The organism is Corynebacterium pacaense (assembly GCF_900169525.1).
Lineage (GTDB): Bacteria > Actinomycetota > Actinomycetes > Mycobacteriales > Mycobacteriaceae > Corynebacterium > Corynebacterium pacaense.
On record NZ_LT821239.1, the window covers coordinates 1,484,950 to 1,499,970 of the forward strand.

A 15,021-nucleotide genomic window follows, 5' to 3' on the forward strand; every position below is an offset into this window, starting at 1 on the left:
AACCCCATCGGGGTCAAGGGGCCGGACCTCTGATAGCCTCGGGCGGTACAACTGTGAAGACACCGCTGCTGAGAGGTCGTGTAACCATGTCTGATCCCGTCCCGAGGATCTGTCCGACTGATCCGAGTACCCAGGCCCTGGCTGTCCGCGGGCTGACAAAGGAATACGGCGGCCACCCGGTTGTGGATACCCTGAACCTCGACATACCCCGGGGTGCGATCTACGGAATCGTCGGGCCCAACGGGGCGGGAAAGACAACGATGCTGTCCATGGCCACCGGACTGCTGAGGCCCACCCGTGGCACCGCATGGATCGCCGGGCACAATGTCTGGGAGGAACCGGGGCCCGCGAAGCGCGCCATGGGGCTCCTCGTCGATGGTCTGCCGGTCTTTGACCGGCTCTCCGGTCTGGAGCTGCTCACCTACGTGGGGGCGCTGCGCGGGATCGAGGGGAGCGTCGTCAAGCAGCGGACAGGGGAGCTTCTCGACGCCCTGGGCCTCAGCGACGCGGGACCGAAGCGGATCGTCGACTATTCCGCGGGCATGACCAAAAAGATCCTGCTTGCGCAGGCACTGCTGCACAATCCAGAGGTGCTCGTGCTCGACGAGCCACTCGAGGCGGTGGATCCGGTCTCGGCGCAGCTTATCCAGCAGATTCTCCGCAACTTCGCCGCGGCGGGGGGAACGGTCGTGCTCAGCTCGCACGTGATGACCCTGGTCGAGGGGTTGTGCGACCACGTCGCGATCATCAACGAGGGCCGGGTGACGGTGTTCGGCCACGTCGACGAGGTGCGTTCGGGTCGGACCCTCAATGATGTGTTCATCGACGTCGTCGGAGGGGGCAGTCTGGCCGAGGGGTCCCTGGGTTGGCTGGGAGGGGGCACCGATGACTAGAACGCTGCTGAAGCTGCAGGCCACCCTGTGGAGACGTACCGTCGCGGGGAATGGCTCCTCCATAGCCATGATCGTGATCGTCTCCGTCTACGGGCTCATCGGCCTGTTGAGCATGTCGGCGCTGCTGGTACTGGGCATCGATGAGGGCCGGACCGGGGTGCTGGCCGGCGTCGTCGCTATGGGTACCTTCGCCTATGTGGTCGCCGCGGTGATGTGGCCCTCCGGTGAGGGACAGTTGAGCGCGGACAGTTTCGCCACCCTGTCCATCGGAGCCAGGGAGCTCCTTCCGGCGTTCGCAATCTCCACCCTGATGCAGTCCCGCGGAATTCTGGCGGTGCTGTGCACGGTGGTCACCGCGGTCGTCGCCTCCATCATGTATCCGCTTGCGCTCGCCCCCGTCATTTGGATCATGCTGCTGCTCGCGCTGGTGATGACACTGCTGCTGGGGGAGCTGGTCGCCTCCCTGGCCACGGGATCCTCCAGCAGAATCAGCAAGGAGCGGGCCGGTGTCTACGCCACGGTCGGGTTCTTCGTGCTGATTATCGGTTACCAGCTGCTGGCGGGCAGCGGGGCGATGCAGCACCTCGATGTTTTCGGCCGGGCCGTGCGATGGACCCCCTTCGCCTCCACCGCGGGTGCCGTCGAGGCGGCCGAAGAGGGACGGTGGGCGATGGCGGCGGTCTTCCTCGGACTCAGCCTGGCGTATCTCGGCCTCGGTGCATGGCTGTGGCGCACACTCGTGGAGAGGGCACTGAGTGCACCGCTGGATCGCGGGGGACGGTCCGGTCCGGGCAGGGAGCGCAGGCACCGGGAATCCGACTCCGTTCTGTTCCTCCCCGGTGTTCCGCACAACGCGGGGGGAGCGGTGTACTCGCGCGCGATCCGCTACCTCTTCCGGGATTCGCGGCTGCTGTCCTCCCTGCTCATCTTTCCTGTGTTCACCGTGCTGTTCATCGTTCAGGGTGTCACCATCGGGGAATTCATCATGTATACGGGCCTGGTGTTCGTGGCGATCTTCGGTGGCTCCGTCGCGGTCAACGACTTCGGATACGACGGATCGGGAATCTGGGTCAACATGTCCTCCGGAGCCTCGACGCGCTCACTTCTCCTCCCCCGGCACTGGGCATCGGTGACCCCCGCCGCCGTGTCCATTGCCATCTACTCCGTTATCGCCCTCAGCATCGCGGACAACCGAGTGGTCCTGCTGCTGGTACTGGGTATCACAGTGGGAATTTTCCTGACCACCGCCGCGGTCAGTCTGTTCACCACCGTGTTCAACCCCTTCGCCACAGCACGACCGGGAACCAGCCCGTGGGGCGACAAGAGTGGCTACTCCGGTGCCGCCTTCATCTCCGCCTTCGCCTCACTGCTGCTGGGTTGGGTGCCTTCCCTGCCCGCCATTGCCGTGACCTCAATCGGATACCAGTCGGAGATGCCATGGGTCGTCCTCGCGGGTCAGATCCTGGCCATTGCCATCCCGGCAATCCTCTATGCGGTCGTCGTGCGGCTGTGTCTGAAGAGGGTGGATGCGAGAATGCCGGAGATCTTCGACAAGGTCAAGCGCAGCGTCGGGTAGGACGGAACAAGCCGGATTCAACAGGAAAAAACCACCCCCCGGCGTCGGGCCGGGGGGTGGGGAAGTACGGAAGAGGGGACCGCTACTTCTCCTCAATGATGCGCAGATGCGACACGCGCGCGGGATCAATGTTGATGGACCGCAGCTGATTATCGGTGAGGTTGTCCCAGGTCCCCGACAGCGTCGCCTGATCGTAGGTCCAGTCGGGTTCGACATGGCCCACCGGCTGGTTGCGGGCGGTCACCGTGCGCACCTGGCTCAGCTTCGGCTCGAAAAGGTGGATGACGAGCCCGATCGCGACCAGTGCGGCGATGGTGAGCAGCCAGATGGTCTCCACATGACCGTGGTGGTTGCCGAAATTGAAGCCGAGCAGGAAGAGAACGGACACCCATCCGGAGATCTGGATGGCGTTGCGCCCGATGTCGTGCCAACCCCAGCCCGCGGAGGGCTCGTCGAGGGTGGAGACCCCGTTGTAGATCTCGGGCTCAATCGTGTGGGAGGAACCGGCCACGTTATACTCCTTCATTCGCCCACCCGCCGGGGATCCCGCCGGGAGGGCACCTACAGAACTTGGTTTAAGTCTCTCCATGTTCTCATATTTCGCCCGGTCACGCGAAAGGCCTCCGCAATGAATGTCCCCGGACGGCCTCCCGAGCTGGGCGAATTGCCGGCGCCCACCCGCTGAGGACGTGAGACCAACTTTCTATCCGCCCCAAACGGGTGTAGTGACATCGCCGTGGATCGAAGGTGCAACAATGGTCAGGGTGAGCAAAAAGATCCTGATTCTCGGAAGTACCGGTTCCATCGGCACCCAGGCGCTGGAGGTGATTGCCGCCAATCCGGAGGGTTTCCAGGTGGTGGGCATCGCCGCCGGAGGTTCCGATCCGGGCCTGATCATCGCTCAGGCGCGTGCACTGAACCTGTCTCCGGATCGGGTTGCGGTGGCCCGGGAGTCGGCCGCGGCCGAGGTTTCCGAGGCACTGGGGGGAGCTGTCATCTCGGGGCGCGATGCGGCGCGCACACTCGTCGAGAACTCCGATTCCGATACCGTTCTCAATGCCCTGGTCGGCTCCCTGGGTCTCGCTGCCACCCTGGCCACCCTGGAATCCGGCGCCACCCTGGCGCTGGCGAACAAGGAATCCCTGGTTGCGGGCGGGGACCATGTCATTTCCAGGGCCGCACCTGGGCAGATAGTCCCGGTCGACTCCGAGCACTCCGCGATGGCGCAGTGTCTGCGCAGCGGAACCGACGCCGAGGTCGACCGCATCGTCCTCACCGCCTCGGGCGGACCGTTCCGGGGCTGGAGCCGACAGCGGATGTGGGATGTCAGCCCCGAACAGGCCGCGGCGCACCCCACCTGGTCGATGGGTCAGATGAACACGCTGAACTCCGCAACTCTGATTAACAAGGGACTCGAGCTTATCGAGGCGAGTCTGCTCTTCGGCGTCGGGCCGGATCGCATCGACGTCACGGTACATCCACAGTCCATCATCCATTCCATGATCACCTTCGTCGACGGCGCAACAATCGCGCAGGCCTCCCCGCCCTCGATGAAGCTGCCGATCGCACTGGCTCTGAACTGGCCGCACCGTCTGAGCGGGGCGCAGCCGGCGCTGGACTTCACCAGCGCCCACACCTGGACCTTCGAGGCGGTGGACAACCTGGCCTTTCCGGCGGTCCAGCTGGCGCGGGACGCCGCAGCTGGCGGTGGCACCTTCCCCGCGGTGTACAACGCGGCCAACGAGGAGGCCGCCGCCGCCTTCCTCGCGGGACGCATCCACTTCCCGCAGATCGTCGATGTCGTCGATGAGGTGCTTCAGGCTTCTTCACAGTTTGCTGGTGTACCCTCAGGCATCGACGATATTCTCGCCACCGAGAGGGAGGCCCGCAGGCGGGCCAACCGGATCATCGATGGCTTGTAAGACTTAGAAGGAGCTCCCTCCGTGGCAGCGTATCTCGCCGGTGTAGTGCTGTTTTTTCTCGGTATTGCCGTCACCATCGCACTCCACGAGTGGGGGCACTACATTACCGCTCGAGCCTTCGGCATGAAGGTGCGCCGCTTCTTCATCGGATTCGGTCCCACCGTCTTCTCCTTCGGACGCGGCGAGACCCGCTACGGGCTCAAGGCCGTCCCCGTCGGAGGCTTCTGTGACATCGCCGGGATGACGGCGCAGGATCCCCTGGAGCCCGAGGAAAGCGACCGGGCAATGTATAACAAGCCGTGGTGGCAGCGCATCATCGTCCTGTCCGGCGGCGTGATCATGAACATCCTTGTCGGGTTCCTGGTTCTCTACGCCGTGGCTGTGAGCTCGGGCATTCCCAATCCGGATGCCGACCTGACAGCCACCGTCGGATCGGTCCAGTGCGTGCCAGGGGAGCAGAATCCGGATGGAACCCTGGATTCCTGTGTGGGGCGGGGACCCGCAGCGGACGCCGGCATCGAGGTGGGCGACCGCATTCTGGCCATCGACGGCACCGAGGTGTCTGATTTCACCGCCCTGCGCGATGAAATCCTGCTGATCCCGGGTGAGACTGCGGTGCTGAGCGTGGAGCGCGACGGACAATTGCGCGATGTCGACGTCCCCGTGGATGCGGTGACCCGCCTCGACTCCCAGGGAGCTGAGGTCATCGTTGGTGCGATCGGTGTGACGAACGCACCGGTTCCCGATGTGTACAAGAAATACGGACCCATCGAGGGACTGGGGGCAACGGCACGTTTCACCGGTGACATGTTCCACGCGACATGGGAGGGGCTGCTTTCCTTCCCTTCGAAGATCCCCGGTGTGGTCGCCTCCATCTTCGGTGCCGAACGCGACATCAACGGGCCGATGAGCGTCGTCGGTGCCTCCCGTGTCGGCGGCGAGTTCGTGGAGCGCTCAATGTGGGACATGTTCCTGATGACCCTGGCCAGCCTGAACTTCTTCCTGGCCCTGTTCAATCTGGTCCCCCTGCCGCCACTCGATGGCGGACACATAGCCGTGGTGCTCTATGAGAAGATTCGCGATCTGATCCGGAGACTCCGCGGGCAGAAGCCTGGCGGACCCGCCGACTACACGAGGCTGATGCCGGTGACGGTCGCCATGGCGGCCCTGCTGCTATCGGTCGGTGCCATCGTCATCGTTGCCGATGTGGTGAATCCGATCAGGGTTTTCGGCTAGATCGTCCACGGAAGCCCGCACCCTTGTTGATGCATCACAGTGCTAGACTTTCGGCCATACTGACCCACGGTTTGTTCATACCGCCAACCCGAACGTCCACGGCTGTACCCGGGCCCACCCTTCCCGGGGTGCAACCACCTCAAGGAGCATGAATCTTGTCAACCCAAATCGGACTCGGACTTCCCGCCAGCCCTCCGCCGGTCCTGGCACCGCGTCGTAAAACGAGGCAGCTGATGGTGGGGAAGGTCGGTGTCGGATCCGATTATCCGATCTCGGTGCAGTCGATGACCACCACGAAGACACACGACATCAATGCGACATTGCAGCAGATCGCGCAGCTGACCGCCAGCGGCTGTGACATCGTCCGGGTCGCGTGCCCCAAGACGGTGGATGCTGAGGCCCTTCCGATCATCGCGAAGAAGTCACCGATCCCGGTGATCGCCGATATCCATTTCCAGCCCAAGTACATCTTCGCAGCCATCGATGCCGGCTGCGCCGCGGTCCGCGTCAACCCCGGCAACATCAAGGAGTTCGACGGCCGCGTCAAGGAAGTAGCGAAGGCCGCCGGCGATGCGGGTATCCCCATCCGGATCGGAGTCAACGCGGGTTCCCTGGACAAGCGGATCATGGATAAGTACGGCAAGGCCACGCCCGAGGCGCTGGTGGAATCCGCGATCCAGGAGGCCGCCCTGTTCGAGGAGTACGGCTACGGGGACATCGCGATCTCCGTCAAGCACAATGATCCGGTCATCATGGTTGAGGCCTACCGCCAGCTCGCCGCCATTTCCGACTACCCGCTGCATCTGGGGGTCACCGAGGCGGGACCGAAGTTCCAGGGCACCATCAAGTCCTCGGTTGCCTTCGGATGGCTTCTCGGTTCGGGAATCGGAGACACCATCCGGGTCTCGCTGTCCGCGGACCCGGTGGAGGAAATCAAGGTGGGTGACCAGATTCTGCAGTCCCTGAATCTTCGGCCCCGCAAGCTCGAGATCGTCTCCTGCCCCTCCTGCGGTCGCGCCCAGGTCGATGTGTACACCCTCGCCGAGGAGGTCACCGCCGGTCTGGAGGGAATGGAGGTGCCGCTCCGCGTGGCCGTCATGGGCTGTGTGGTCAACGGTCCAGGTGAGGCACGCGACGCCGACCTCGGAGTCGCCTCGGGCAACGGTAAGGGCCAGATCTTTGTCAAGGGCGAGGTGGTCAAGACGGTGCCCGAATCGAAGATCGTGGAAACCCTGATCGAGGAGGCCATGCGCATCGCCGAGGACATGGACCCCGACGTGCTCGAGGCCGCCAGCGCCCAGGGGATGAAGCCAGAGGTCAAGGTCACCCGCTGAGCCTGGGTTCCGTACCCCCGGCCCGCTGACGGTGTCGGTCCTCCGGGGTGTCCCGCGACACTGCTAATCTTCACCCATGAAGATGGTCTGGGTTCGTTCCCTGCTGGCAACGGTGATTGTGACGGTGGTGGCGTCGATAAGCCTCGTCGCCTGCACACCGCGCCCCGAGGTCGCGGATCCGGTGGCGCAGGAGTTCCTCCGCGCCTGGTCGGACCGGGACTTCGATCAGGTCCGGGAGCTGTCGGATCAGGGAGACGCCGCCGCGAAGATGATCGGGGAGACCTACTCCGGTCTCCAGGCCGAGGACGTGGAGTTCACCCTGGATTCCGTGGACAACCGCGACACCGTGGCCACCGCCAACTATCACGTCACCTGGAAGCTGCCCAGGGAACGTGAGCTCAGCTACGGCACCTCGATGACGCTGACGAAGATGCGCGATGAATGGACGGTGCGGTGGCAGCCCACCATCGTCCACCCCGGTCTCGGGGCGAATCAGCATCTGGAGCTGCGTCCCGTCGAGGCACAGCGCGCGAATGTCATTTCCTCTGATGGCGCCCCGGTGCTCCAGCCTGGAAAGACCTACAGGATCCTCATCGATCCCGCCCAGGCGGGGGATACCCGGGTAGTTCTGCACCGCCTGGCCCGCTCCCTTGATGATGCCCATGCCCGTGACCGGAGCGTGAACACCATCGATGTGGACTCCATCCTCCCGGAACTCGGCACCGGCACCTATTCGGTGACCGTGATCAATGAGGCCCAGGGGGCGATCGTCGAACAGGAGCTGGCCGGGGTCCCGGGTCTGATCTTCAACGACGAGGCCGCCATGGTTCCCACCGACCCCGGCTTCGCCCCGGACATTGTCTCGCGCGTGTCCAGAATCGTCGATGAGGATCTCGATGGCTCGAACGGCTGGCGTGCCTCCATCGTCACGGAAAACGGTGCGATCATCGATGATGTCGCCTACAACGCCCCCGAGCTGGCCCCCAGTGTGAAGATCAGCCTTGACCACGACGTGCAACGGGCCGCCCAGGAGGCAGTCGACCTCCGTCAGGACATGAAGGCGATGCTCGTGGCGATCCGTCCCTCCACAGGCGAGGTTCTCGCCGTCGCCCAGACCAGGGAGGCGGACAAGGACGGTGACGTGGCACTGATGGGCATGTATCCGCCCGGCTCGACCTTCAAGATCATCACGGCCACCGCGGGCATCGAACACCGTGGACTGACCCCCGACACCATCGTGCCTTGCCCCGGCTCGATGAACATATACGGCCGCATCGTGAATAACTACAATCAGTTCTCGCTCGGAAACACATCCCTGAACCGCGCCTTCGCATCATCGTGCAACACCACATTCGCCGACGTCTCCACAAATCTCGACCCCGGTGTGCTCAAGGAGGTGGGCAAACAGTTCGGACTGGGAATCGATTACACAATCCCCGGCCTGGACACCATCACCGGCAGTGTGCCGGTGGGCGAGGTGACCCTCGACCGCACCGAGGCGGGCTATGGTCAGGGACTGGATTTGGCGAGCCCCTTCGGCATGGCACTGGTGGCAGCGACGGCCGCCGCCGGCAAAACCCCGGTCCCGACGCTGATCTCCGGGCATGAAACGGTCCCCAGCGAACAGGTCACGCCTCCCGATCCGGCGGCCATCGACCAGCTGCGGACAATGATGGCCTCGGTGGTCAACTCCGGTACCGCCAGTGGCATGCGGCAGCAGGGCGGGCAGATCTACGCCAAGACCGGCGAGGCCGAGATCAATGAGGGCTCGCACGCCTGGTTCACCGGCTACCGCGAGGATGACATCGCCTTTGCCACGCTGGTTGTCCTCGGTGGAGGTTCGGAGACCTCCACCGCGGTCACGGACCACTTTTTCATCCGGCTCGACGAGATGCGTGCGGCACGGCAGAACCGCATAGAGCCAGCGGTCGCGGAATCCCCGGCGATCACCGGCTGAGCGGAACACCGCCGGTGCCGAGTCACCACCGCGGTGGAGGGGGGACTAGCATGGTCTCCATGTCTACACTGCGAGCGCCCATTGTCCCGGGAAAGCCGACTCCGATCAGGGAGGTCCCCGCATCCATTGAGAGACCGGAATACGTATGGAAGGACGAGGTCCAGGAGGCGATGGGGGAGCCGTTCGTCCAGCCGCCGGAGGTGATCGAGGCGATGCGGAAGACTTCGCGGATCGCCGCGAACTCCCTCAAGGTCGCAGGTGAGGCCGTCCGTCCCGGCATCACCACCGATGAACTCGACCGCATCGTGCACGAGTACACCTGCGATCACGGGGCCTATCCCTCGGATCTGGGCTACCGCGGATTCACCAAATCCACCTGCATCTCCCTCAACGAGATCGTGTGTCACGGAATACCGGACTCAACGGTGATCGAGGACGGGGACATCGTCAACATCGATGTCACGGCCTTCAAGTACGGTGTCCACGGGGACTGCAACGCCACCTTCCTCGCCGGGAACGTCTCCGAGGAGCACCGCCTGCTGGTGGAGCGCACAAAGGAGGCCATGATGCGCGGAATCCGTGCCGCCAAACCTGGACGCGAGATCAACGTCATCGGTCGTGTGATCGAGTCCTACGCCAAGCGCTTCGGCTACAACGTGGTCACCGACTTCACGGGCCACGGCATCGGCACGACCTTCCACAACGGGCTCATCGTCCTGCACTATGACAGCATGCAGTACCGCGATCTCCTGGTCCCGGGCATGACACTGACCGTCGAACCCATGATCAACATCGGTTCCCTCGACTATGACATCTGGGATGACGGCTGGACGGTGCAGAACAGGGACCGGCGGTTCTCCGCACAATTCGAGCACACGATCGTCATCAACGAGGACGGTCCGGAGATTCTCACCCTTCCCGACGCCGACGTCTAGGAAGCACGATCACGCTATGTCCACGGGTAGCGCACTGCTGATTGCGGGTACCACCTCAGACGCCGGAAAGTCCGTCATCACGGCTGGACTGTGCCGCGCCTTCGCCCGCGCAGGACTTCGTGTTGCGCCCTTCAAGGCGCAGAACATGTCCAACAACTCCATGGTCACCCCCGACGGTGGGGAGATCGGACGGGCCCAGGCCCTCCAGGCCTTCGCCTGCGGACTCGCACCCTCCGTGGAATTCAACCCGATCCTGCTCAAGCCCGGCTCCGACCGCCGCTCCCAGCTGGTGGTCATGGGGCAGGCCGTCGGCGACGTCGGCGCCAGGGACTATGTCGAGCACAGGCTCGGACTGCGCGAGGTCGCCACCACGCAGCTCGACGCGTTGAGGGAGCGTTTCGACGTCGTGGTGTGCGAGGGGGCGGGGTCGCCCGCGGAGATCAACCTCCGCAGCACGGACGTGGCCAACTTCGGCCTGGCGCAGGCCTCCGGGATGCCGGTCTACATCGTCGGCGACATCGACAGGGGAGGGGTGCTGGCGCACCTCTTCGGCACCCATGCGATTGTCTCCGCCGAGGACCGCGCACTGATCAGGGGTTTTGTGATCAACAAGTTCCGGGGGGACCCGAGCATCCTCGAGCCGGGACTGACCGAGCTGGAGAAACTGACCGGCGTGCAGACGAAGGCCGTGATCCCCTACATTGACGGACTCTGGATCGATGCGGAGGACTCACTCCAGGCTCCGGTCGGCCGGGTGCTCGGTTCCGCCCCGGCACTCGGTTCCCAGCGCCTGCGTGTCGCAGCGATCCGACTCCCCAGAATCTCCAACAGCACCGACGTGGAGGCACTGGCGGTGGAACCGGGCGTGACGGTGACCTGGGTCACCGACGGTGACAGCATCGAGGATGCCGATCTGGTGGTGATACCCGGTTCCAAGGCAACGGTGTCGGACCTTGGGTGGCTGCGATCCCGGGGACTCGACACGGCCCTGAGACGGAGGGCCGGGAGAAACGGGCCCATCCTCGGCATCTGCGGGGGTTTCCAGATGATGGCGCGGAGCATCGATGATCCCGTGGAATCCCGGGCCGCGGCGCCCGTTGCGGGGCTCGGGCTCCTTGACCTGGACATCCGTTTCGAAGCTTCAAAAACCCTGATCAATCACGGTGACGGATCCTACGAGGTCCATCACGGACAGGTTGGAAGAAGCGCCGAAACCCCATGGATCGGAAATGAGGGCGCCCACCGTGGCGCGCTGTGGGGTACCCACCGCCACGGATACCTGGAAAATGACTGCTCGCGCCGGGAATTTCTGACGGCGGTCGCCGGGGCTGCGGGAAAGGATGGCTTCATCGTCAGCGGGGATGCCTCCTTCGACGGCAAGCGACGGGCCCAGCTGGATCTGATCGCCGATACGATCGAGAGCCACTGGGATCTCGATCAACTTCTGGCGGAGGTGAGCACTCCGGCGAACGTGGCCAGAAGCGCGGCGAACAGGTAGGCCCAGGCAACGAACACCGGTGAGACAACCGGGAGGGGCACGGACAGTGGAAGCAGCGCGAGAATGATGGTGTAGGCCATCGCCGGGAGCATCACGCCGGCGGACAGCGCGATCAACCATCCGCTCAGGTGCCTCGGGGGAGCGGTGAGGGCCCGGATGATCGGGACCGCGCAGCCTCCGATGCAGATCAGCGCCGACACCGCGACCACCAGTGAGGTTGTCCAGGACACGGGCCCGAGCGAGAACCAGCCCGCCGCGGCCGCGCCGCCGACCGCCGCCAGGACCGGAAGAATCCATTTCGGCGGAAGCTGCCCCAGCCCACCGAGGAAGCACGCGAGCGCGGCCAGGGGGACCAGATAGAAGGACGAGACCTGCGCCGCGGTGAGCAGAACGGGGGAGGAACCTATCTTCGCCACGGCGGTGAGCAGACCGACGGTGAGGATGACCAGACCGCCGAGCGCGGAGAGCCACGGGTAGACCCGCGCCGGGAGATGGTGGCGCAGCTGGGCGATGACCGATGCCGCCCCGAGCGCGACCCCGGCGGCGGTGATCACCGCGTAGAGGCGGCTGCCAGGTATGAGCGATGCGGCGATGACCGCGAGCATGACCGCGGAGGCGGTGGCGATGCTGGTCGTGGCCGAGCGGATACTACGATCGGCGGGCTGAGGTGTGAGTGATTGGGATAGGGGGGTGTCCACTGGAGTCTGCGTTGCCTCTTCCACTGCGTACTGATCAGGGCGAGTACCAACATTACCCCTGCCGTACCCGGCGGAGGTTAGAACTCCAGACCGAGCAGCGCGTTTTCAATCACCTCGGGAAGGGCGGGGTGAATCCAGTACTGCGCGGTCGCCGCCTCGCGTACGTCGATGTTGAACGCCATCACCGTGATCAGCTGCTGGATCAGCGTCGAGGCCTGGTCACCGACGATGTGCGCACCGAGCAGCCGGCCGGTGCTGCGGTCGGCGATGAGCTTGACAAAGCCAGTGGCATCCTCCATCGCCCACCCGTAGGCCACATCGGAGTAGTTCTGGATCTTGACGGTGATATCCAGTCCCTGTTCGCGTGCCGCGGCCTCGGTCAGTCCAACCTGTGCGACCTGCGGATAGGTGAACACCGCGGAGGGTACGAACTCGTGCGGCATCTCCTGGAGATTCCCCGGATTGAGCAGATTGTGCCGGACGGTCCGCATCTCGGCATTGGCCACGTGCTTGAGCTTGTAGGGTGAAGAGACATCCCCGAGCGCCCACACGCCGTCGGCGGTGGTGCGCCCGAAGGCGTCGACCCTGATCCGGCGCCCGTCCATCGCGATGCCGCCACGGGCGAGATCCATCCGGTCGCCATTGGGTGTGCGACCGGTGGCCACGAGCAGCACCTCGGCATCGATGTCCCCGCCACCGTCAAGGGACACCCGTACGCCGCCTCCGTCGAGGTTGCGTGCCGCGGTGACCGACGTGTTCATCCGGACGTCGTAAAGCGTCCCGGCGACCTCGGCCACTCGCGCTGAAACATCGGCGTCGGCGCCTCTGAGCAGCACATCGCTGCGGTTGAGCAGCGTCACCCTGGTGCCGAGTGCGGAGAAGACGTGGGCGAACTCCAGCGCGATGAAACCGCCTCCGATGATCACCATCGATTCGGGAAGTCTCGGCAGCCGCATGATGTTGTCATTGGTGTGGTAGCGCACACCTGATTCGGCGATGACCTCCGGGATGTAGGCGCGTGAACCCGCGGCGATGACGATCTGATCGCCTGAGATCAGCCTCTCCTCACCGGCGATTCCGGTTGCCAGGGTGCGTTCACCGACGAAGCGGGCGTGCATGTCATAGACGTCGATGTTCGGGGTCTCCGACCCCCTCCGGTACTCCTCCCCGCCGCGGGCGATGGGATCGATTCTCCGGGCAAAGACCCTGTCGACGATCGCGGGCCAGTCCACGGCGTTCAGCGTCGCGTCCAGGCCGTAGGTTGAGGCCCTGCCGATCTCCCGGGCGACATCGGCGGCGTAGACGTACATCTTGGTGGGAATGCACCCGACATTCAGGCAGGTTCCGCCGAAAGTCCCCTTTTCTACGATGGCGATGGATTTACCATCGAACTCCGGGCCGGGAATGGAGTTTCCGGATCCCGTGCCGATGATGATGAGATCGTAGTGCCTGACCTCGACGGGGGAGGTGCTCATGGGGTGTCTTCTCCTGTGCAAGTGGATGAAAGGGAAATCATACGCCGGGGCCGTAGCCGTGGCTTCCCCTTCAACGCTGTTCACCGGGAGTTTCTTCCCGGCGGCGGTGCCTGCCCAGCCAGGAGTTCATGGTCTCATAGGCGGCGAACCGTGCGTGTTTGAGTGAGAGGAAGACATCGTGTCTGGCCCCGTCGATGGGACGGATGGTCACCCGCGCGGGATCACCGTTGAGGTGTGGTGCCCATGTCCTGATCTGATCCACATCGAGAACCGCATCGGCGGTGTCCGTGGCGGCCGAGTAGCTGCGGGAGTGCCAGGACCGGGCGGAGCACAGGGTGAGCACGTCCACACCGACATCCACCGAGTCGCCGTGTACCCTGCGCTGACCCGCGATGATCGCCCTCAGCCAGCCGAAGTACTTCCGGTGCCCCGTAATCGGCTTGAAGGTGGTGTTGAAGTCCCATTCCCCATGGGCACTGATGTGAATTGAACTACCGTAGATGCCCAGATTGTCATTGGGAAGGGCCAGCCGCGGAGCGGTCCTGCCCAGGATGTTGATCACCGGGGTGGAGATCCTCACCAGTGCGCGGGGATACATCAGATCCAGCCACGGGCTGTTGAGGACCAGGCAGTCGATGAGCCGGTGGCGTCCGGGATCGGTGCGGCGGAGATCATCGAGCCACAGTGCGGCGATGAGTCCGCCGGTGGAATGGGCGACCGGTGTCATGGTGGCGTGCGCGGCGGTGACCACATCGAGGGCGGCGTTGAGATCGACGAAGTACTGCGAAAGCTCGGTGGTGTAGTGCCAGGTCTGGCCCGGTCGGAAGGAGCGTCCGGTCTTGCGCAGATCGACGGCGTAGACGGCGTAGCCCTGCGCGTGGAAGTACTCGGCGAAATCCGTGTGGAAGAAATAGTCCGTCATCCCGGACACCAGTAGAAGAGCCGGCCTCTCGTGGAACCGGGTGGTTTCCGTCGGGGGCCGATAGCGAACGACCGTGGTCACCACGTCGGTCTCATTGTCAGGATCGGGCCCGAGCGGGATCGTGGTGGACTGGTAGCCGGGGCCGAGGATGTCATCGGACCATTCCGGAGACGTCGTGCGTTCAGAGTCCGGATGCGGTGTGCTGCGCTGAGTCATGAACTCCAGATTAGGCAGTCGGTGGCGCGGTCGCCGCCCGGTCGGTCACGCCCGGCCCGCAACCGGTGTGGGCTTTGCCCATCGGCTCGGTGAGGAGGTAGTCATACCTTTCGGAGCTTCAGCTGACGGAGAATCTGTGTTTTCGGCACCTGGGGGTGGTGGCGGGGGAGTTAAAGGTCACTAAAAGAGGAGAATTGTGGAGGAGGTTTAGTTACCCCCACGCGGACAGGCGTACACTAAAATGCCACGGACAACGTGTGCACACGTGCGCTTTTCCACGCGCACAGGGATAGCGCATCAGCGTTTCTAGGCGTCGCTCGGGGCCATTTCCACTGCTAAAGTCATCGGAAGCTGCCCTG

The 15,021-nt window shown here is 64.3% G+C and carries 12 protein-coding genes; 8 read left to right on the top strand and 4 right to left on the bottom strand.

Translation table 11 applies throughout. The features are described 5' to 3' along the window. The first annotated feature begins 86 nt into the window (after nucleotides 1-86). Together B7E02_RS07015 and B7E02_RS07020 are read left to right on the top strand one after the other, a co-directional pair. Nucleotides 87-893, top strand: a complete 807-nt coding sequence (locus tag B7E02_RS07015; RefSeq protein ID WP_080794270.1) for an ABC transporter ATP-binding protein — start codon at nucleotides 87-89, stop codon at nucleotides 891-893. Then, on the top strand, nucleotides 886-2,469 hold the full coding sequence (locus B7E02_RS07020) for a hypothetical protein (protein ID WP_080794272.1): 1,584 nt from the start codon (nucleotides 886-888) through the stop codon (nucleotides 2,467-2,469). The genes B7E02_RS07015 and B7E02_RS07020 overlap by 8 nt, the downstream gene beginning before the upstream one ends. 82 nt (nucleotides 2,470-2,551) lie before the next feature. Here B7E02_RS07020 and B7E02_RS07025 read toward each other — a convergent pair whose 3' ends face one another. Continuing rightward, the gene (locus tag B7E02_RS07025) at nucleotides 2,552-2,980 is read right to left on the bottom strand and encodes a DUF2631 domain-containing protein (protein ID WP_080794273.1); all 429 of its coding nucleotides are present in this window, start codon (nucleotides 2,978-2,980) and stop codon (nucleotides 2,552-2,554) included. A 244-nt stretch (nucleotides 2,981-3,224) separates the two neighbouring features. On the opposite strand from B7E02_RS07025, the gene dxr reads away from it, so the two are divergent. The 6 genes from dxr (at nucleotide 3,225) to B7E02_RS07055 (ending at nucleotide 11,351) form a co-directional block, all read left to right on the top strand. Then, complete coding sequence (gene dxr, locus B7E02_RS07030; protein ID WP_080794275.1) at nucleotides 3,225-4,391, top strand: 1-deoxy-D-xylulose-5-phosphate reductoisomerase; 1,167 nt, start codon at nucleotides 3,225-3,227, stop codon at nucleotides 4,389-4,391. A gap of 21 nt (nucleotides 4,392-4,412) precedes the next feature. Beyond that, the gene (locus B7E02_RS07035) at nucleotides 4,413-5,627 is read left to right on the top strand and encodes a M50 family metallopeptidase (protein ID WP_080794276.1); all 1,215 of its coding nucleotides are present in this window, start codon (nucleotides 4,413-4,415) and stop codon (nucleotides 5,625-5,627) included. A gap of 155 nt (nucleotides 5,628-5,782) precedes the next feature. Beyond that, a complete protein-coding gene (gene ispG / locus B7E02_RS07040) occupies nucleotides 5,783-6,961 on the top strand; it encodes a flavodoxin-dependent (E)-4-hydroxy-3-methylbut-2-enyl-diphosphate synthase (protein ID WP_080794278.1) in 1,179 nt (392 codons plus the stop codon). Between the two features lie 76 nt (nucleotides 6,962-7,037). After that, a complete protein-coding gene (locus B7E02_RS07045; RefSeq protein WP_080794280.1) occupies nucleotides 7,038-8,918 on the top strand; it encodes a penicillin-binding transpeptidase domain-containing protein in 1,881 nt (626 codons plus the stop codon). A 50-nt stretch (nucleotides 8,919-8,968) separates the two neighbouring features. Beyond that, nucleotides 8,969-9,853, top strand: coding sequence for a type I methionyl aminopeptidase (gene map, locus B7E02_RS07050; RefSeq protein ID WP_080794282.1), 885 nt, complete (start codon nucleotides 8,969-8,971; stop codon nucleotides 9,851-9,853). Nucleotides 9,854-9,869: 16 nt separating this feature from the next. Next, entirely contained in the window at nucleotides 9,870-11,351 is a 1,482-nt protein-coding gene (locus tag B7E02_RS07055; protein ID WP_080794284.1) for a cobyric acid synthase, read from the top strand. Here B7E02_RS07055 and B7E02_RS07060 read toward each other — a convergent pair. The 3 genes from B7E02_RS07060 to B7E02_RS07070 all read right to left on the bottom strand — a co-directional run bounded on the left by B7E02_RS07060 (nucleotide 11,291) and on the right by B7E02_RS07070 (nucleotide 14,662). After that, nucleotides 11,291-12,049, bottom strand: coding sequence for a hypothetical protein (locus B7E02_RS07060; protein ID WP_080794285.1), 759 nt, complete (start codon nucleotides 12,047-12,049; stop codon nucleotides 11,291-11,293). The genes B7E02_RS07055 and B7E02_RS07060 overlap by 61 nt on opposite strands. A gap of 77 nt (nucleotides 12,050-12,126) precedes the next feature. Beyond that, nucleotides 12,127-13,524, bottom strand: coding sequence for a mycothione reductase (gene mtr / locus B7E02_RS07065; protein WP_080794286.1), 1,398 nt, complete (start codon nucleotides 13,522-13,524; stop codon nucleotides 12,127-12,129). 70 nt (nucleotides 13,525-13,594) lie between these two features. Continuing rightward, nucleotides 13,595-14,662: an alpha/beta hydrolase gene (locus B7E02_RS07070; RefSeq protein WP_080794288.1), complete on the bottom strand. Its 1,068-nt coding sequence runs from the start codon at nucleotides 14,660-14,662 to the stop codon at nucleotides 13,595-13,597. Nucleotides 14,663-15,021: the final 359 nt, after the last annotated feature.